Origin of the sequence: Corallococcus sp. bb12-1, from assembly GCF_026626765.1 — a bacterium.
In the GTDB taxonomy this organism is placed as follows: Bacteria; Myxococcota; Myxococcia; order Myxococcales; family Myxococcaceae; genus Corallococcus; species Corallococcus terminator.
The window spans coordinates 54,607-73,066 of sequence record NZ_JAPNJZ010000013.1; the positions used below are offsets into that span (position 1 = coordinate 54,607).

Sequence of the window (18,460 nt, forward strand, 5' to 3'; positions counted from 1 at the left end):
GCCGGGAAGGGGCCTTCAGGGCTGGGGCGCGGGCGCGGTGAGGGGTCCGGCCACCTGTCGGCCCTGGCGCCACACGGAGGCGATGCGGTCCACGGCGGTGATGTCGGTGGCCGGGTCGCCTTCCACGAGGAGCAGGTCGGCGCGACGGCCCGGGGCGATGCGTCCGCGGTCCTTGAGCTTCAGCAAATCCGCCGCGTTCCCGGTGGCGACCGCGAGCGCCTGGACCGGCGTGAGGCCTGCGATGACCATCAACTTCAGCTCCCGGTGCTCCGCGTAGCCCGGGATGCGCAGCGGGGTGGCGCCCGAGTCGGTGCCGAAGCCCACCTTCACGCCCGCGTCGTACAGCGCCTTGAGGTTCGTCTGGTTGGTGGAGAGGGCATGGCGCGCCTCATCCGCCTTGGGGTCCTCCAGGGTCTTCTTGCGCCACGCGGCGTCCTGGAACTGCGCGCGCAGCTCAGGCGACAGCGCGGGGGCGAGCACCGGGTCGTCCACGAGCCTGGGCAGGTCCGCGTAGACGACGGTGGCCTCGTCCAGTTCCAGCGTGGGCACGTACCAGACGCCGCGCTTCTTCATCGCCTGGATGAAGGCCGCGTCCACGGGCTGGTCCCTCACTCCGTGCGCGATGATGTCCACGCCCGCGGCCACCATGGCGCGAGCATCCTCCAGGTCATGGATGTGTGCGGCGACGCGCAGGCCCTGCTTGTGGGACTCGTCGATGACGGCCTGGTAGATGTCAGGCTTCATCTTGGGGACCTTGCCCAGGAAGCTGTCCACCCAGACCTTGACGAGGTCCACGCGGTTCTTCGCCAGGGTGCGCACCGCGACGCGGGCCTCCTCCTCCGTCGACGGGCGGAAGATCTGGTCGGGCGCGTTGTTCGTCATCGCCTGGGGCGGTCCGCCCTCGGGCACGCCGATGCCCTGCCCCGCGCCGAACAGGTCCGCTCCGGTGAAGGTGTCCGCGTGCGCTTCCTTGCGGACCTCGTTGAACAGCGGCCGGTTCATCCCGAGCGCCGTCACGGTGGTGACGCCATACGCGGCGAACTGACGCAATTGCCGCTCGATGTTCTCGCGCGTGTAGTTCTGCGAGCCCACGGTGGCGCCCACCGTCTGGCCCACGTGGCTGTGGTCGGAGATGAGGCCGGGCAGCAGTGTCTTGCCCGCGAAGTCGATGATCTCCGCGCCCTTGGGGACCTTCGCCTTGTCCGCCGGCCCCACGGACACGATGCGCCCGTCGCGCACCACCACCGCGGCGTTCTCCAGCGGCGCGCCGCCCGAGCCGTCCAGTACCCGCCCGCCCTGGAAGACGACGGTGCGCGAGGGCGGAGGCGCCGCGCTGGCGGCCGGCAGCATGGCGAAGGCAAGCAGGGAGGCTGTCAGGAACCGGAGGCGCATGGCGGGTTCTCCTGGGAGACGCTCCGACCCTAAGAAACGGGCCTCCGCGCGGACAACCTTTTCAGCGGCTCGATGTTCGGGGGCCGTCGCTCCGCCCTGCCCGGCCCGTGGCGCCATCCTGCCACCGCTCCAATGGTGCTACAGGTCGGGCTCGCTGCCTCGCGAGGATGGAAAGCCAACGGCGCACCGCGGCGGTGACGTGACTTCCCCCGGGAAGCCTGAAGGCGTGGGTATGCTGCGCGCCCGATGGATGAACCCGGCCTGCAATACCCCGGAGAAGCCCTGCGCAGCTGGCTGCGCCAGTTCGCCAAGGCGCCCGTGGCGGAGACGACGTTGCGCCTGCTGGTCGTCCTGGCGGACACCGTGTTCTTCGCGAGCCTGGGCCGGGAGGAAGGCGAGGCCACGCGCGTGCGCATCGCCTACCACGCGCAGGGCCTGCCGGGACTCCAGGCTGTGCGGGAGACGGTCTTCATCGGCGGTGTGAGGGGCCACCGGCAGGCGTGGGAGACACTCCCCCTGGAGCCCAAGTCCAGCATCACCGATTTCAGCGTGGAGGCGCTGGTGAAGCTGGCGCCCGCCGCGCACCTGCCGCGCACGGCGGTGGTGGTGGGGCCGCGCGAAGGCAAGCTGCGCATCCAGGGGCTGGCGCGCCGGGTGGAGTACACGGAGTTCCACGCGGAAGGCGAAGAGGATGTCTTCATCCTCCACGCGCCCGAACCGGGCCACCTGGTGGTGAGCACGCAGGGCCGCGAGGTGTTCCGTTACGAGCAGGGAGCGCCAGTGCCGCCGGGCCGGCGCATGGCGCTGCATGACCTGCTCTTCCACGAGGACAGCGCGGTGCGCTCGGCGCTGATGGAGCATTGCGCCACGCTGGTGGAGTCGCTGCCCAAGGTGCAGCCGCTGATGGGCGGCAACCGCGAGTGGTACGTGTCCAACGCGGTGCACGGCCTCATCCGGAAGATGGGCGGACTGCACCACGGCGGGTTGATTGCCTTCCTGCCCAAGCAGCACGACCTGGACCGCTTCCGCACGCGAGGCAAGTACAGCCTCCCCCCGGGGCAGGGCTCGCTGCTGCGGGAGCGGTTGCAGCGCTTCGTCCAGGCGCGAGCGGACCTCATCAACGGCGCGTGGCGCGCGGAGGCCGGGCGGACGGTTTCGGAGGCGGAGCCGCCCGAGGATCCGGAGTTGAAGAAGGCCGCCGCCGAACACGACGACAAGGTGACGGAGAGCGACTTCCAGGCGCTGGTGGAGAGCATTGGCCAGCTCACCGCGGTGGACAACGCGCTGGTGCTGGGGCCGGAGCTGGAGGTGGTCTGCGCGGGGTATCAGATCGCCATCCCGCGCAGCGGCCCACCCCAGGTGTTCGAGGCGCGCACGCTCCAGGGCCGCCCCGGTCCGCACTACCCCATCGGCCAGCACGGCTCGCGCCACCGGGCGGCGGCCGTCTTCGCCAACCAGCACTCCGGCGCCATCGTGTTCGTCGCATCCCAGGACGGCCCGGTCCGCTGTCTGCACCGGCCGCCCGGTAAGAAGAAGGTGCTGCTCTGGAGCCTCCTCCTCACGGAGGATTGAGCTCCAACGCGGCCCGCCATCCGGGGGGGGGGGGGGGGGCAGCCACTGCCGACTTCAAGGGTTCCAGATGGGGTCCTGGTACATCTGGAATATTGTCATGATACAATCCATCTTACATCCCATGACACCTGGACTTCGGCGGAGATGCCGGGGCCCCGAAGGACTTTCATGCCTCCTGCTCCCTGGAAGCCGCGCCTGAAACGCTCTGACGGACCCCTCTACGCGGCGCTCGTGGACGCCCTCGCGGCGGACATCAGCGCCGGACGGTTGCGGGCCGGGGACCGGCTGCCGACCCACCGGGAGCTGGCGGTCACGGTGGGGGCGTCGTTGGGGACGGTGACCCGGGCCTACGCCGAAGCGGAGCGGCGGGGGCTCATCCGCGCGCAGGTCGGAAATGGGACGTTCGTGCGCGACCTCACGGAGGTGGAGCGCTATTCGCCCCAGTTGGACCGGACGCGCATCGACCTGGGCCCCACGGCGGTGCCCGTGGTGCCGGGAGACCTGGGACACCTCGCGCTCGCCGCCGCGCTCAAGCAATTGGGGGAGCGCGCGGACCTGACCGCGCTCAGTGGATATCAGGCGCACGGAGGCTCCGGGTCACAGCGGGCAGCGGGCGCGCGCTGGCTCGGGCTCGCGGGCGTACCCTCCACCGAGGGGGAGGTCACCGTGTGCGGCGGGGCCCAGCACGCCACCCTGATGCTGTTGTCCCTGCTGGCGACCCCCGAGGGCGTGCTGGTGGAGGACGTCACGTATCCGGGAGCGCTCGCCGCCGCGGAATGGCTCCGGCTGCCCACGCACCCGGTGGCGCTCGACGCGGACGGGCTCATCCCGGAGGCGCTCGCGGAAGCCTGCCGGAAGAGCGGGGCCCGGGTGCTCTACTGCACGCCGACGAATCACAATCCGACCACGGCGATCATGCCCTTGAAGCGCAGGCAGGCTGTCCTGGAGGTCTGCCGCGAGTTCAACGTCACCCTCATCGAGAACGGGGCGCTGGCGCCACTCGTCGCGAAGGCGCCCCCCCCCCTGGCCGCGCTTGCCCCCGAGCGGACATATCACATTGGGAGTCTGTCCAAGGCGGTCCTCCCCGCGTTGCGCGTTGGCTACATCCGGGCACCCGCGCACGCCCGTTTGGCGTTGGAGCAGGCGTCAGCGGCGACGGTCTGGTCCGGCTCTCCGCTGATGCATGAGCTTGCATCGCGATGGATTGCCGACGGCACGGCCGAAGCCCTTCGGGATGCACGGAGGTCCGAAGCCACAGCCCGTCAGGCGCTGGCGGCGTCCGTGTTGAAGGGCCATCCGTATGTCGCTCACGCCACCGCCTACTTCCTGTGGATGCCTATTCCGGAGCACCGGAGGGCCACGGAGCTGGTGGAGCAGGCCGCCGCGCGAGACGTGCTCCTGGGCCCCGCGCACCTCTTCGCGGCCCGGCCCGGCAACGCGCCCAATGCCCTCCGGGTGTCATTGGGCGCGGCCAGCTCCCGGGCGGAGTTGGAGCAGGGCCTGAAGACGCTGGCGGAACTGCTGGCGGTCACGGCGCCGGCACCGCGACGCATTCGCTGACATTCCTTCTCTTTCCATCTCCGGAAGTGACCCATGCCCTATTCCCTGCCCCTGCTGCTGATCGTCGTGGGTCTGTTCGCCCCCTGGAGCGCGACGGCGGCCGAGGACGCGCTGCAAGCACGGCTCGACTTCTCCGACGCAGCATTGAATCTGCCGAATCGCATCCGGGACACCCTGGCGCCGCCCCGGTGGCTGCCCGAGGGCGAGCGGTTCGTGTACTGGTCCGTGCTCGAGCCGCATCGGGACACCTGGGTCCTGGTCGATGCGCGGCGGAAGACCCAGCAGGCGCTGCTGTCTCCCGAATCACTGCGGTCCCAGCTGGCGCAATTCCTGGGGAAGCCCGCCCCGCTGTCTGGCTTCATGCCCTTCACGTTCACCCCTGATGCGGGAGGGATTGTCTTCTCCGTGCAGGGTCGTGCGTTCACGCTGGGCCTGTCCGACCGCCGCGTCGTGGCGCTCGAACCCACGGATCCGGTCGCGCTGTCACTCCTCCCCGGCAATGCCCTGTCTCCGGACGGAAAGGCCCTCGCGGTGCAACGGGAGGCGGGATTCGCGGTGCTCGACGCAAAGGGAACGACGCGGGTGGAGCGTACCGGTACGGAGGACAACGCGTGGCGAGTGCCCGAATCCGCGTGGTCTCCCCCGGGCCGGTTCCTGGCGGTCTGGCGCGAGGACACGCGGGGCGTGCACCAGATCCCCCTGGTCGACTACGGCACCGCGCAGGAGAAGGTGACGTGGGCGCCCTATACCAAGACAGGCACGCCGCTGATGCGCTCGGAGCTGCATTTCGTCACGGCGGAGACGGGGCAGGTGACGCCCGTGCCGCGTGAGGCGACGGAAAGCTACGAATGGTTCGCGGGCTGGCGGCCGGATGGGAGCGAAGCCCTGGTGCTCCAGCTCTCGCGGGATGGCAAGCGGTTGGACCTGGTGGCGGTGGAGCCGGCGACGGGCAAGCGCCGCCGGGTGTTGCGGGAGGAGCGGCCGGAAAGCTTCGTGGGTGCGCTCGACTTCGCGGTGGAAGGCTGGTCCCGACAGGTGAAGCCGCTGCCGGACAACCGGCACTTCCTCTGGATGTCGGAGCGGGACGGCTGGCGCCATGTCTATCTGTATGACTGGGCGGGGAAGCAGGTGCGGCAGATCACCCAGGGGCCCTTCCCGGTGCACGCGGTGGTGGGGGTGGAGCCCAAGGGGGATGCCCTCTACGTGATGGCTTCCGCCGAACGCGACGCGCCGTATGACCGCCTGTTGTATCGAGCCACCCTGAAGGGTGGAGACCTGAAGCGACTGTCGCAGGAGCCTGGAGTCCACCGGGTCGTGTTGTCACCGTCCACGAGGTACTTCGTGGATGGGCATTCCACCCGGGAGCAGCCGAGGGCCTGGGATGTGGCGTCCACGGACGGACGCCAGTCGTTCCGGTACGCGAAGGCGGACGTGAGCGCGCTGGCGGCGCTGCACTACACGCCCCCGGAGGCCTTCACGGTGAAGGCGGCGGATGGAACGACGCCGCTGTATGGCGTGCTGTACAAGCCGTGGGACTTCGACCCGAAGAAGCGATACCCGGTCATCGACGTCATCTACGCGGGACCGTTCATCACGGCGGTGCCCTGGGGGTACGTGGGCGGTGGGGAGAGCCGCATCGCCCACTCGCTGTCACGGTTGGGTTTCATCGCCATGGTGTTGGACGCACGTGGCACGCCGGGGCGGAGCAAGGCCTTCCAGGATGTGAACTACGGGCGCGTGGGACAGACGGAGATTCCGGACCACGTGGCAGCCTTGAAGCAGGCGGGCGCGACCCGTCCGTACATGGACCTGGAGCGGGTGGGCATCCATGGCCACTCCTGGGGCGGATACTTCGCGCTGAGAGGGATGCTGACGGCGCCGGAGTTCTTCAAGGCAGGCTATGCGGGAGCACCGGGGGCGCTGACGGAGGAGGCCATCATCAACGAGCCGAACATGGGATTGCTCACGGAGAATCCAACAGGCTACGCGGCGGGCTCCAACGAAGCACTGGCGGGGAAACTCCAGGGTGCGCTCAAGATGATGCACGGGACGAGCGACGTGAACGCGACGCTGTCCACGACGATGCGGATGGCCCAGGCACTGGTGCAGGCAAACAAGCACTTCGACCTGTTGCTCATGCCAGGAGAGGGGCACAATCCCTCCGGTCCCGCGGGCCGGTACTACATGGACGACGTGCGTCGGTTCTTCCTCCGGGAGCTGGGCGCGCCGCGATGAGGGCTTCAGCATGATGCGGTTGAGATGGGCGCTGCTGCTGGGAATGCTCGTGTCGGGCTGTGCGACGACGCGGACCGTGAGGCTGGAGACGGACGACGGCGCGCGGGTCGTCGTCACGCCTCGCGAGGAGGAGGGGGCTTCCCTCTCCGCGACCCGACTGGGGGAGGAGGAGTTCGAGCAGGCCGTGAAGACGCTCGCCCGGGACGTGAGGCCCTCCGCCCATCCCATGCGGGAGGCCCGCGAGCTGTTCGGCCTGCCGGAGCGCAGCGGCCTGTATGGGTTCCACGAGCGGACCCGGCGGATTGTGCCCCTGGGCGAAGAGGAGGCGCGCGACCTGCACCTGCTGGACGCCTCCGACGACCTGACGCGCGGCTACAAGCGCTGGTGTGAGAACCGGAAACAAGTCGGGGACTGTCTGCGCTTGCTGGAGGAAGGACCGCTGCTGGGAAGCGACGGCCGCTATGCGCTGGCGATGGCCGTGACCATGGACTCCGTGTGGCGCGAAACCTCCGAGGCCTTGAAGGACATCGCCCATCCCCAGGCCGTGCTGGCCACGATGACCTCCACCGTGACGATGTACCTGCTGCTCTGGGCCCTGCCGGAACCCTTATCCAAGGGGCTCGCGGCGTTGATGACGGCCACCGCCATTGCGTACCTGGGCGTGGACACGGTGTGGAGCATCCTCAACGGATGGATTTCCCTGGTGCGCCACGTGGACCAGGCCACCACCTTCTTTCAGGTACGCGACGCGGGCGAGGCGTACGGGGAGGTGCTGGGAGAGAACGCGGCGCGGGTCTTCGTGATGCTGGCGACGGCGGCCGTGGGAAACACGGTGGGGCTCGCGACGAAGGCTCAGGGGCTGCCCGGGTCCGCTCCGGCCGCGCTCGTGGTGGAGACCCAGGCGGGCTTCCAGTACGTCGCCCTCGGCGGTGTACGCTCCGTGGCGATGACCGCCGAGGGCTTCACCATCGCTCTCGCCCCCAACGCGGTCGCGATGTCCTCACGGCCCAGAGGAACGCAGCGTCACCACCTGGCCACCATCCGCAACGAGAAGTCCTCCACGCGCGGTGGGCCGTGGACGCCTGCATTCAGGCGGATCTTCAAGCGGGCTGGAATGGAGCTGAAGGATCCGGAGAACATCGTCGAAGTCAAAGGACACCGGGGTCCGCATCCGCAGGAGTATCACCAGCTGGTCCATGACCGGTTGAGGCAGGCGACTTTGACCTGTCGCAGCGTGCTTTCTTGCCGCAAGGCCTTGACGGACTCACTCAGAGAACTCGCTGCTGAAGCCAGAACGCATGGCACCGAACTCAACAAGTTGCTGACCCAGGGCCACTGAGAACCACGAACATGGCAAGGCGCTACTTCAGACTGTCGGAAGACGTCTACATCCCTGGGCGCTGGTATCTGGGCGATCCTGTCGACCAAGACTCCAAAGAAGTCGATGACCCCTGGGCATTCAGCGCAGGAAAGACCGTGCGGATAAAAGACCGCCTCCGGTTTTCCCTTGAAGAGCCAGGTAGACCGCTGGATTTTTCAGAGGCAGGTGTCGGCATGACGCCTGTGGTCCATCTCAAAGTGGCGTCGGTCTTCGCGGAACTGTCACCCGACGATATCCAGCTTTTCGCAGTCGACATCGACGGCCAGCCCGAACAGTTCAACATGCTCGTGGCGACCCGGATGATCCGGTGCATCGATGACAAGGCCTCGCGGGAAGTCCGGTATTTTGAGCCCAAGCACGACCAGCCTGAAAAAGTCGGTCAGTACATGTCCGTGGCGGGCATGCGCATCGATCCCTCGAAGGTGGGCGCAGCCAAGGTCTTCCGCACCTGGGGCTGGTCCATCGCCCTCATCGTCTCCGAAGACCTCAAGGACGCTCTGGAGCGCACCGGCGCCACTGGCATGCACTTCACCGAGGTATAGCCCTACCCCTCGCGCGGAACGTTGCCTTCCAGCCCCGGCGCCGCCAGCGCCATGCCCAGCGCGGCGATGGCCGTGAGCCCCGCGGCGATGGCGAACTGCGTGGCGAAGTGCCCTCGCGCCAACGACAGCGCCGCCACCGCCAGCGCCCCGCCCAGCAACCGCATCGAATACAGCGTGCTCGTCACGATACCCCGGTACTGCCACGGCGCCCGCGACTGCGGCCCCAGCAGCGAACTGCTCGCCGCCGGCCCCACGCCCATGCCCACCAGCGCCAGGGCCGCGAACGTGGCTGGAATCCCCCACCCGCGCAGCGCCGCCACCGACAACAGCCCCGCCCCCGTCGCCGCCAACGCGAAGCCCAATCCCACGCTCGCGCGCATGCCGCCCCGCACCAGCACCTTCACACCCACCGTGGACCCCACCGACCAGCCCAACAGCATCGGCACCAACGCGAGCCCCGCCCCGATCGGCGAGTGTCCGCCCTGCTCCGTCATCCACAGCGGAACCCACGCCGACATCGTGTACAGCAGCGCCCCCGCGAACAGGCCTCCCGCGATGCCACTGAGCACCGTCCGGTCCTTCACCAGCTCCACCGGCAACACCGGCGCGGACGACCGGCGCTGCTGCCACACGAACAACGCCGCCATCACCACCGCGCCCAGCGCGCACACCCCTCGCGCCCGCGCCGCACCCGGCTCCAACGCGAAGAGCAACAACGCCACCGTGCCGCCCGCGAGCAACGGGCCCCACCGCTCCAACGTCACCGAGTCCCGCCGGGGCGGATCCCGATAGGACAGGTGCAGCAACACCGCGGACAACACCCCCACCGGCAGGTTCACCAGGAACACCCACCGCCACGAGGCGTGCATCACCAGCCAGCCTCCAATCAGCGGGCCCAACGCGTTCGCCGCGCCCCACGCTCCGGTGAACATGCCCTGGATGGCGGCCCGCTCCCGCAGCGTATAGAGGTCCGCGCTGATGGTCAGCGTCGTGGGCTGCAACGCCCCCGCGCCCAGCCCCTGCATCACCCGGAAGCCCACCAGCGCCGGCACCGACGTCGCCAGCCCGCACAGCGCCGAGCCCAGCAGGAACAACCCCATCCCCACGAAGAACACCGGCTTGCGGCCCAACCGGTCCGCCAGCTTGCCGCTCACCAACACGCCCACCGTCGAGGCGAACAGGAACGCGGAGAACACCCACGAATAGAGCGAGTCACCTCCCAGCTCCCGCGTGATGGTGGGCATGGCGCTCGTCACCACCGTGCCCTCGAAGGCACTCACCACCAGCGCCAGCAACACCGCCCCCGTGGCCACCCGCCGCGCCCCGCCCGGCTGCATCCGGCTGCCCGCGTCCACCGCCACGCCGCTTCCATCCATTCCCCCTCCATATGCGGACAGGCGTCATGCGGAAACCGCATCTTCGGCATAGAGTCCTTGCGAAGACCGCATGACCTCCGAACAGCTCCGCGCCGTCCTGCACGTCGCACGCGAGGGCCGCGTCTCCAACTGACGAGCAGGCAGACGTTGAACAGACCGTCCGTCCACATGCGCCGTGTCCCTGGGATTGCTTCCCTGCCGGAGGGGGATCTCCTAGAACTTAGAGGCATCGGTGATTCCGGGAGCAGGACAGCGTGACGGCGGACGACTTGTCGATGTGCCTCTGGTGAGGACCCCAGCGCATCCAGGCACATGACGGAACCATCGCCGTCCAGAGCGAGCCCGACCAGGGCTCTGGCTTCAGCTTCGAACGACACAGCCATTAGGAGACGCCCATGCCCCGACCTGACAGCCTCGTGGAGTACACGCTGGAGCTGCTGGAGCCGCTTGGCCCGGTGCAGGCCCGCTACATGTTCGGAGGCTGGGGCCTGTCCTTCGCGGGCCGGATGTTCGGCCTCATCATCCAGGGCCAGCTCTACCTCAAGGTGGATGATGTCACCCGCCCCGCCTTCGAGGCCGAGGGCTGCCGGCCCTTCATCTACGAGAGCAAGGGCACGTCCCACCAGATGAACTACTTCACCCCTCCGGCGGACGCGGAGGACAACGGCCGCATGCTGCTGCCCTGGGCCCGCCGCGCCGTGGACGCCGCGAACCGCTCCGCGCAGAAGAAGCCCGCGAAGAAGAAGGCTCCCGCGAAGACGTCCGCCGCGAAGAAACCCGCCGCGACGAAGAAGCCCGCCGCGAAAAAGGCTCCCCCGAAGGAGCCCGCCGCGAAGCCGTCCGTGACGAAGAAGAAGCCCGCCGCGAAGAAGGCCCCCGCGAAGGCGAAACCGCGCGTCAGGCCGTCTTGATGGAGGCCGCGTCGCCCAGCCCCAGCTCGGCGACGGAGACCTCCCGCATGCGGAACTTCTGCACCTTGCCCGTCACCGTCATGGGGAAGCTGTCCACGAACTTCCAGTGGCGGGGAATCTTGAAGGTGGAGATGCGGCCGGTGCAGTAGGCCGTCAGCGTCTCCACGGTGAGCGTGGCGCCGGACTTCAGCCGCACCCACGCCATCACCTCCTCGCCGTACTTCACGCTGGGCACGCCGATGACCTGCGCCTCGCTGATGTCCGGGTGTGTGTGGAGGAACTCCTCCACCTCGCGCGGGTACACGTTCTCCCCGCCCCGGATGATCATGTCCTTGATGCGGCCGACAATCTTGACGTAGCCCTCCGAGTCCATTGTCGCCAGGTCGCCGGTGTGCATCCACCCGGCCCGGTCCACCGCCGCCGCCGTGGCCGCCGCGTTCTCCCAGTACCCGAGCATCACGCTGTAGCCCCGCGTGCACAGCTCCCCGGGCTGCCCCAGCGCAACCACCGCCCCGGACTCCGGCTCCACCACCTTCACCTCCAGGTGCGGGTGCACGCGGCCCACCGTGGACACGCGCTTGTCCAGGGCGTCATCCAGCAGGTTCTGCGTGGACACGGGCGACGTCTCCGTCATGCCGTAACAGATGGTGACCTCCCGCATGTGCATCCGCGACTGCACCTGCTTCATCACCTCCACCGGACACGGCGAGCCCGCCATGATGCCGGTGCGCAGCGACTTCAGGTCGAACTCGCCGAAGCGCGGGTGATCCAACTCCGCGATGAACATCGTGGGCACGCCGTAGAGCGACGTGCAGCGCTCCGCCTGCACCGTCTGGAGCACCGCCAGCGGCTCGAACGCCTCGCCCGGAATCACCATGGTCGCGCCATGGGACGTGCAGGCCAGGTTGCCCATCACCATGCCGAAGCAATGGTAGAAGGGCACCGGGATGCACACGCGATCCTCCGGGCCGTAGCGCAGCACCTCGCCCACGAAGAACCCGTTGTTGAGCACGTTGTGATGCGACAGCGTCGCGCCCTTCGGGAAGCCCGTGGTGCCGGACGTGTACTGGATGTTGATGGGGTCGTCGAACTGGAGCGACGCCTCGCGCTGCGCCAACGCCTCCACGCTCACCGCCGCGCCGCCCTTCACCAGCCCATCCCAGTCCGAGTCCAACACCAGCGCCTCGCGCAAGCCGGCGCACCGGGGCCGCACCTGCGCGAGCATCGCCGTGTAGTCCGTCTGCCGGAACCCCTTCGCCAGGAGCAGCACGCTGACGCCGGCCTGGTTGAGCGCGTACTCCAATTCCGACGTGCGGTACGCGGGGTTCAGGTTGACGAGGATGGCGCCCGTGCGGGCCAGCGCGTACTGCGCCACCGTCCACTCGAAGCGGTTGGGCGACCACAGCCCCACCCGGTCCCCCTTCTGGACGCCGAGCGCCAGAAGCCCCCGCGCCACCTCCGTGGTCGCATCCCAGAACTGGCGCCACGTGACGCGGTAGTCCTGCGACGCCACCACCAGGGCCTCGCGGTCGCCATACCGCTCCACGGTGCGGCGCAGGTTCTGACCAATGGTCTCTCCCAGCAGCGGGGTGGTGCTGGTGCCGTGGGCATAGGACAGAGCGGGGGTCATGCCTCCATCGTCCCCACGACGGCCCCCGCACGGCAAGCGCCAGCAGGGTGTGTGGCCCCCCGGTTGTCCGCTCGACCTCACCCGGCGCGGGCGTGTCGCCCGGTCCACGCCAGGAAGTGCGAATGAGTTCACGCTATCGGGCCCGGCGCGGCCTCCGGACGCAGTCCACGCCCTGGCACCCGGCGCAGGAGTAGAGCGTGCGCGCCGCCAGCAACTGTCCCTTCACCTTCGCACCGCAGCGCGGACACGGCAGCCCCGTGCGGCCGTACACGCAGAAGCGCTCCGCGCGCTTGCGCCCCGGCGATGGCAGGGGCGGCGCGCCGGGTGTGACGATGAGCCCATCGCGCGCCCCGTCCTCCAGCAGCGCCCGCATCGCGGCCCACAAGGCCTCGAACGCACCTCGCGCCAGCTCGCACGCGGGCAGGAGCGGCGGCAACCCGGTGAGGAACAACGCCTCCGCCCGGACGATGTTGCCCACGCCCGCGATGCGTCCCTGATCCAACAGCGCCTGCGCCAGCGGAATGCGCCCCTGCGTCAGCCGCGCATAGGCCCGGTCCGGCGAAGCGTCCGCGCGCAGCGGGTCCTCGCCCAGCCGCGCACGCAACACGGCCTCGGCTTCCGGCGCCAGCAACTCACACGCGGAGGGCCCCGACAGGTGCAGCGTCGCCGCGGTCGAAGCGAGCCGCAGCCGGCACGCCGGGGAAGGCATCGGGGCTTCGCTCCGGAAGTGACGGATGCGCCCGAAGAGGCCCAGGTGCAGGTGCAGCCGCACGTCCCCTTCGAACGTATGGAACAGGTGCTTTCCGTGCGCGTCCACGCCCACCAGCGTCCGGCCCGACAGCACGCGGGCCACCTCCGGACGCCCCTGGGGCGAGTCGGCCGTGAAGCGGCGCCCCACCAACCAGCGGCGGTGCACCCGGGCAACCCGGTGGATGCTGTGACCTTCCGGCATCCCCCTGGGTAATCCCGGTCTCCCCGCGCCGCCAGGACCCACCGCGTCCCCCACCTTGTTCCCCGGACGACCGGGCAGCCGCGACGTTTTCCCGCCGTCGGCATCTGCGTTGGGAACGGGACCGTTACGTCTCCGGACGGCGGAAAAAAGCCAATCCGCCCTCCATCAGCCGTTCGAGCGCCGGAAACAAAGAAAACCCACTCCTAAGCACGCTATCCTGACGCAACGCCCCATGGACGATCCGAACGCCCGACTGGTTGCCACCCTGCTGGAGGCGCGACAGCGCCACTGCTTCCCCCCGGATGTGCGCAAGGCCGCGCCCGAGTTCGTCGCGCAGGTGCTGGGACTGCTCTTCCCGCACTTCGCGGAGCGGCTGGAGTGCAACGCCGCCGCGGTGCGACGGGACGTCACCGCCGTGGAGGCGAACCTCCAGCGCATCCAGGGGCTGCTCGCGCCGCACTACCCCAGCACCGACGCTGGCCTGTCCACGCACTTCATGGCGGGGCTGCCGGACATCTACGCCTGGCTCCAGCAGGATGCCCAGGCCATCTTCGAAGCGGACCCCGCCGCGCGCAGCGTGGACGAGGTGGTGCTCACCTACCCGGGCTTCTACGCCATCGCCATCTACCGCGTGGCGCACTCGCTGCACCAGTTGGGCTTCCCGCTGCTGCCGCGCCTGCTCACCGAGTACGCCCACCAGCGCACCGGCGTGGACATCCACCCGGGGGCCACCATCGGGCGCAGGTTCGTCATCGACCACGGCACGGGTGTCGTCATTGGCGAGACGACGATGCTGGGCGACAACGTGAAGCTCTACCAGGGCGTCACGCTGGGCGCGCTGATGGTGGAGAAGGCCCTGGCGGACAAGAAGCGCCACCCCACCATCGAGGACGACGTGGTGGTGTACGCGAACGCCACCATCCTCGGAGGCGCGACGGTGGTGGGCCGGGGCAGCATCATCGCCGGCAACGCGTGGCTCACGCAGAGCGTGCCGCCCCAGTCCGTCGTCACCCGCCGCAGCGAAGTGCGCGCGCGCCACGGCGATGAGGGCCTGGACGTCCTCGACTACCAGATTTGAGAACCCCCAACGCAGTGCCTTCCTACGCACAGGAGACGCCATGAAAGTCGACAGCATCCTGCAGACCATTGGCAACACGCCGCACGTGCGCATCAACCGCCTGTATCCCTCGCGCGTCACGGTGCACCTGAAGCTGGAGCGCGCCAATCCGGGAGGCAGCATCAAGGACCGCATCGGCCTGGCGATGATTGAAGACGCGGAGAAGAAGGGCCTCCTCAAGGAGGGCAGCGTCATCATCGAGCCCACCAGCGGCAACACCGGCATCGGCCTCGCGATGGTGGCCGCGGTGAAGGGCTACAAGCTCATCCTGGTGATGCCGGAGTCCATGAGCATCGAGCGCCGCCGCGTGCTGGCCGCCTACGGCGCCACCTTCGACCTGACGGAGCGTGCCAAGGGAATGAAGGGCGCCATCGCCCGCGCCACGGAGCTCGTCGCGCAGACGCCCAACGCGTGGATGCCGCAGCAGTTCGAGAACGAGTCCAACATCGAGGTCCACAAGCGCACCACCGCGCAGGAGATCCTCAACGACTTCCCGGACGGACTGGACTACCTCATCACGGGCGTGGGCACCGGCGGCCACATCACCGCGTGCGCGGAGGTCCTCAAGGCGAAGTGGCCCAAGCTGAAGGTGTTCGCGGTGGAGCCCGCCAAGTCGCCTGTCATCAGCGGCGGCGCTCCGGGGCCCCACCCCATCCAGGGCATCGGCGCGGGCTTCATCCCCAAGAACCTGCACGTGGACGCCATCGACGGCACCATCCAGGTGGATGAGAAGGACGCCTTCGAGTTCGCCCGCCGCTCCGCGCGCGAGGAAGGCATCTTCGTGGGCGTGTCCTCCGGCGCCTCGCTGTCCGCGGTGAACCAGAAGCTCGCGGAGATGCCGGACGGCAGCCGCGTGCTGGCCTTCTGCTACGACACCGGCGAGCGCTACCTGTCCGTGGAGAACCTCTTCCCGGCGCAGTAGTCCGCCCGTGTGAAGGTCCGGGTGCGGGCACTCGACAGGCCTCACCCGGGCCGGTACGCGCGCACCAGTTCCACGAGCCGGTCCATCTCCTCGGGTGTGTTGTAGAAGTGCGGCGACAGGCGGATGCGCCCACGCCGCACGGAGTGGGCCACCTTGCGCTCGGACAGGGACGCGCTGAGCGCCCGGACGCTGGCGCCCGGAGGCAGGAAGGTGAGGATGCCCGCCCGGTCTTCCGGCGAGGGCCCCACCTCGCAGCCCAGGTCGCGGAGCCCCGAGTCCAGCCGCGCGACCAGTTCGCCAATCCGTGCGCCGATGGCGTCCGTCCCCACCTCCAGCAACAGCTCCAGCGCGGCGCCCATCGCGTAGATGCCAGGGTACGCGGCGCTGCCCTCCTCGAACTTCGCGGCGTCCGGCCGCAGTTCGAAGTGGGAGCGGTTGAAGTTCCACGCGTCGGTGGTGCTCCTCCAGCCGACCAGCGCGGGGCGCACGCGCGGGAGCACGTCCTTCGCCACGTACAGGAACCCGATGCCGGAGATGCCCAGCATCCACTTGTGGCTGTCCGCGCTGAGGAAATGGATGCGGCTCTTCTTCACGTCCACCGGGATGCAGCCCACGCTCTGGATGCCATCCACGCACAGGAGCACGCCCGCGCGTTCACACAGCGCGCCCAGCGCATCCAGGTCCGTGCGGTGCCCGGTGGCGAACTGCACCGACGACACCGCCACCAGCTTCGTGCGCGGGGTGAGCGCCGCCGCCACGGCTTCGGGGGTCACGCCCCCGTTCGGCGTGGCGATTTCGCGGACCTCCACGCCCCGGTCCTTGAGATGCAGCCAGGGGTAGACGTTGGAGGGGTATTCGAGGCTCGTGGCGACGGCGACTTCGTCACCGGGCTTCCAGTCCAGTCCTTCCGCCACGAGTCCCAGTCCGTGACTGGTGTTGCGCACGAAGGCCACTTCTTCCGGAGAGGCTCCGATGATGCGCGCGGCGAGTCCCCGCACGTGCTCGCTGTGGGCCTCCCAGCCCCGCTCATGGAGGATGCCGTGGTGGACCAGGTCATCCATCCACCCCTTCACCGCGTTGGCCGCGCGCAGGCTGGTGGGCGCGACACCGGCGTGGTTGAGGTAGAGCTGTTCGCCGAGGACGGGGAACTCGGCGCGGTAGGACTCGAACGGGGGGCTCATGCCCTGGAGTGTAGCCACGCTCCGCGCATCGCGGAGCGATCCTTGGAGGCGAGTGTGCACTCCGTTGAGTGGAGACCCGCTCAAAGTTCCGAGCGCCCGCCGATGGCCGGGAAGCGTTCGTAGGCGCGAAGGAGCGCGGCCAGATGGGCGGGGTTGTCGAGGTCGAGCGGTGCTTCCGTGAGTTGGACGACCCAGCCGCCCGTCGCGGTTCGCCGTGACCGAGAAAGCAACTCAGAGTCACGGGCGGGATCGGGGAAGCCGATGGCCTGTGCGGCAGCTTCCGACCAGTAGTTCAGCCACCCCAGACAGTGGGGGATCTCCGGCAGGTGGATATCCTCTGGGAGATTGAGCACGGGCAATCCCCGTGACGGAACGCCCGGCTTACGCACCGGGTGGCGTGTCTGCAGTGAGATCTCCACGCTCGCGTTGAACGGCGTCGCGCGTCCCCAGAACGCACGGGCGCCCTCTGCGATGGCCTCCAGCACATCCGCTGCCGCCACGTTCACGGCTGCGTCGAGCGGCAGTCCCGCATGAACTTCAAACAATGGCTTGCCTCCTGAGGAACTCCCAGCGGGTCTTTCCCACCCAAAAATCGTCACGGGGTAACCCTCGTCACCGTTGCATAGGAGGTGGAATCCCGGCCCATCAGCCCGCCCCTGGGCGATCCACGCATCGCGCTGCGGCAACAGGACAGGCTTCCCCTCGTCAGAGACCCTCCATGCCAGACGCAAGTCGGGCAATGCTCGCTCCAACCCATGAACAACAGCCAGGGGGCGGTCATCCGCACCCGAGAGAGCAGGCCCGTAGGCGGTAATGCGAAGTTCGTTCTCTTGCGTTGCCGGCATCTCAGCACCAATCCATGACGACGATTTCAAAGCTGGGATCCAACTCCTCCAACGCGGCTTTGTGCGCGGCGCTGCGAACCCCCACCCAGAAGTCAAATCCGCAGGCCCTTGCGAGGTCCCGCTCGCGTACCAATTCGGGCAACTGGTTCTCGACCACCTGTTGCTTCAGGAAGTGCGAGTACGTCTCGAAATTATCGGTCTTGACCTCCCACAGCACTCGCGCACGCATTTGAATTGCGTCGAAGCGCTTCCCGTTGACAAGCACGTCCGAGCCCGGGAAGTCATTTCGGGGCACCCTGTCGGCGCACATGTTGTGCAGGGCATCGCCGCCCAGATGCGGCACGGGCCGGGGAGTGCAATCAAGGCTGCGCTCACGTTCCACCGTTGAAGGTGGCACTGGGGGCATCAAGTCCTGTCCTGAGGGCTCCGGCTGCGGCTTTCGCTTCGCCAGGGACTGCTCATGCAGGGTGGGCCACTTTTGAAGCGCGGGACGCGCACGCTCACGGGTTGCCCTCCGCTCATAGGCATCCCATTCCTCCTGGATGGCGATCGCCACCACCACCACGCCTGTGATGATCACCGCGCCCACTACGATCTCCGGGCCTGCCAAGATGCAGATGCCCATCCCCAGGGTTGCCGCCCCAGCGGAGGCAACAGTGCATCTTCCCGTGGAATCTCGAAACCGGATCCGCTCGGAGTCGAGCGAATGAAAGCATCGCTCCACGAGGACGGGCCACGCGTTGGAGGCCTCTCGCACCACGCAGCGCCCGTCATCCGCCCACGGCAGCTCCGCCGCTCGCTGAAGGTTGGCGAGCCTCGGGTTCGGAGCCGCAGGCTCTTTCGG

Annotated in this window: 15 protein-coding genes; 8 read left to right on the plus strand and 7 right to left on the minus strand. The window is 68.7% G+C overall.

Features of this window, described 5'->3' with window-relative positions:
- Positions 1-15: 15 nt before the first annotated feature.
- On the minus strand, positions 16-1,392 hold the full coding sequence (locus OV208_RS17090) for an amidohydrolase family protein (protein ID WP_267574898.1): 1,377 nt from the start codon (positions 1,390-1,392) through the stop codon (positions 16-18).
- Between the two features lie 246 nt (positions 1,393-1,638).
- On the opposite strand from OV208_RS17090, the gene OV208_RS17095 reads away from it, so the two are divergent.
- The 5 genes from OV208_RS17095 (at position 1,639) to OV208_RS17115 (ending at position 8,682) form a co-directional block, all read left to right on the plus strand.
- Positions 1,639-2,964 (plus strand): putative sensor domain DACNV-containing protein, encoded by a 1,326-nt coding sequence (locus OV208_RS17095; protein WP_267574899.1) that lies wholly within the window; start codon positions 1,639-1,641, stop codon positions 2,962-2,964.
- 168 nt (positions 2,965-3,132) lie between these two features.
- Complete coding sequence (locus OV208_RS17100) at positions 3,133-4,524, plus strand: PLP-dependent aminotransferase family protein (protein ID WP_267574900.1); 1,392 nt, start codon at positions 3,133-3,135, stop codon at positions 4,522-4,524.
- A gap of 33 nt (positions 4,525-4,557) precedes the next feature.
- Complete coding sequence (locus tag OV208_RS17105; RefSeq protein ID WP_267574901.1) at positions 4,558-6,759, plus strand: S9 family peptidase; 2,202 nt, start codon at positions 4,558-4,560, stop codon at positions 6,757-6,759.
- Between the two features lie 10 nt (positions 6,760-6,769).
- Positions 6,770-8,098, plus strand: a complete 1,329-nt coding sequence (locus tag OV208_RS17110) for an AHH domain-containing protein (RefSeq protein WP_420715027.1) — start codon at positions 6,770-6,772, stop codon at positions 8,096-8,098.
- A gap of 11 nt (positions 8,099-8,109) precedes the next feature.
- The gene (locus tag OV208_RS17115) at positions 8,110-8,682 is read left to right on the plus strand and encodes an imm11 family protein (protein ID WP_267574902.1); all 573 of its coding nucleotides are present in this window, start codon (positions 8,110-8,112) and stop codon (positions 8,680-8,682) included.
- 2 nt (positions 8,683-8,684) lie between these two features.
- Here OV208_RS17115 and OV208_RS17120 read toward each other — a convergent pair whose 3' ends face one another.
- A complete protein-coding gene (locus OV208_RS17120) occupies positions 8,685-10,058 on the minus strand; it encodes an MFS transporter (protein ID WP_267574903.1) in 1,374 nt (457 codons plus the stop codon).
- 395 nt (positions 10,059-10,453) lie between these two features.
- On the opposite strand from OV208_RS17120, the gene OV208_RS17125 reads away from it, so the two are divergent.
- Entirely contained in the window at positions 10,454-10,969 is a 516-nt protein-coding gene (locus OV208_RS17125; RefSeq protein WP_267574904.1) for a TfoX/Sxy family protein, read from the plus strand.
- Here OV208_RS17125 and OV208_RS17130 read toward each other — a convergent pair.
- On the minus strand, positions 10,956-12,599 hold the full coding sequence (locus tag OV208_RS17130) for an AMP-binding protein (protein ID WP_267574905.1): 1,644 nt from the start codon (positions 12,597-12,599) through the stop codon (positions 10,956-10,958). The two genes, OV208_RS17125 and OV208_RS17130, sit on opposite strands and share 14 nt — an antisense overlap.
- Positions 12,600-12,732: 133 nt before the next feature.
- On the minus strand, positions 12,733-13,551 hold the full coding sequence (locus tag OV208_RS17135) for an Fpg/Nei family DNA glycosylase (protein ID WP_267574906.1): 819 nt from the start codon (positions 13,549-13,551) through the stop codon (positions 12,733-12,735).
- Positions 13,552-13,783: 232 nt separating this feature from the next.
- Here OV208_RS17135 and epsC point away from each other — a divergent pair, with 232 nt between their 5' ends.
- Together epsC and cysK are read left to right on the plus strand one after the other, a co-directional pair.
- Positions 13,784-14,629 carry a serine O-acetyltransferase EpsC gene (gene epsC, locus OV208_RS17140; protein ID WP_267574907.1) on the plus strand — a complete coding sequence of 282 codons (846 nt, stop codon included), beginning with the start codon at positions 13,784-13,786 and terminating at the stop codon, positions 14,627-14,629.
- A 40-nt stretch (positions 14,630-14,669) separates the two neighbouring features.
- The gene (gene cysK / locus OV208_RS17145) at positions 14,670-15,590 is read left to right on the plus strand and encodes a cysteine synthase A (protein WP_120541704.1); all 921 of its coding nucleotides are present in this window, start codon (positions 14,670-14,672) and stop codon (positions 15,588-15,590) included.
- 41 nt (positions 15,591-15,631) lie between these two features.
- Here cysK and OV208_RS17150 read toward each other — a convergent pair whose 3' ends face one another.
- The 3 genes from OV208_RS17150 to OV208_RS17160 form a co-directional block, all read right to left on the minus strand.
- Positions 15,632-16,771, minus strand: a complete 1,140-nt coding sequence (locus tag OV208_RS17150; RefSeq protein ID WP_267574908.1) for an aminotransferase class V-fold PLP-dependent enzyme — start codon at positions 16,769-16,771, stop codon at positions 15,632-15,634.
- Between the two features lie 80 nt (positions 16,772-16,851).
- Positions 16,852-17,616: a DUF5953 family protein gene (locus tag OV208_RS17155; RefSeq protein WP_267574909.1), complete on the minus strand. Its 765-nt coding sequence runs from the start codon at positions 17,614-17,616 to the stop codon at positions 16,852-16,854.
- 1 nt (position 17,617) lies between these two features.
- The gene (locus OV208_RS17160) at positions 17,618-18,241 is read right to left on the minus strand and encodes a DUF6310 domain-containing protein (protein WP_324291387.1); all 624 of its coding nucleotides are present in this window, start codon (positions 18,239-18,241) and stop codon (positions 17,618-17,620) included.
- Between the last annotated feature and the right edge of the window lie 219 nt (positions 18,242-18,460).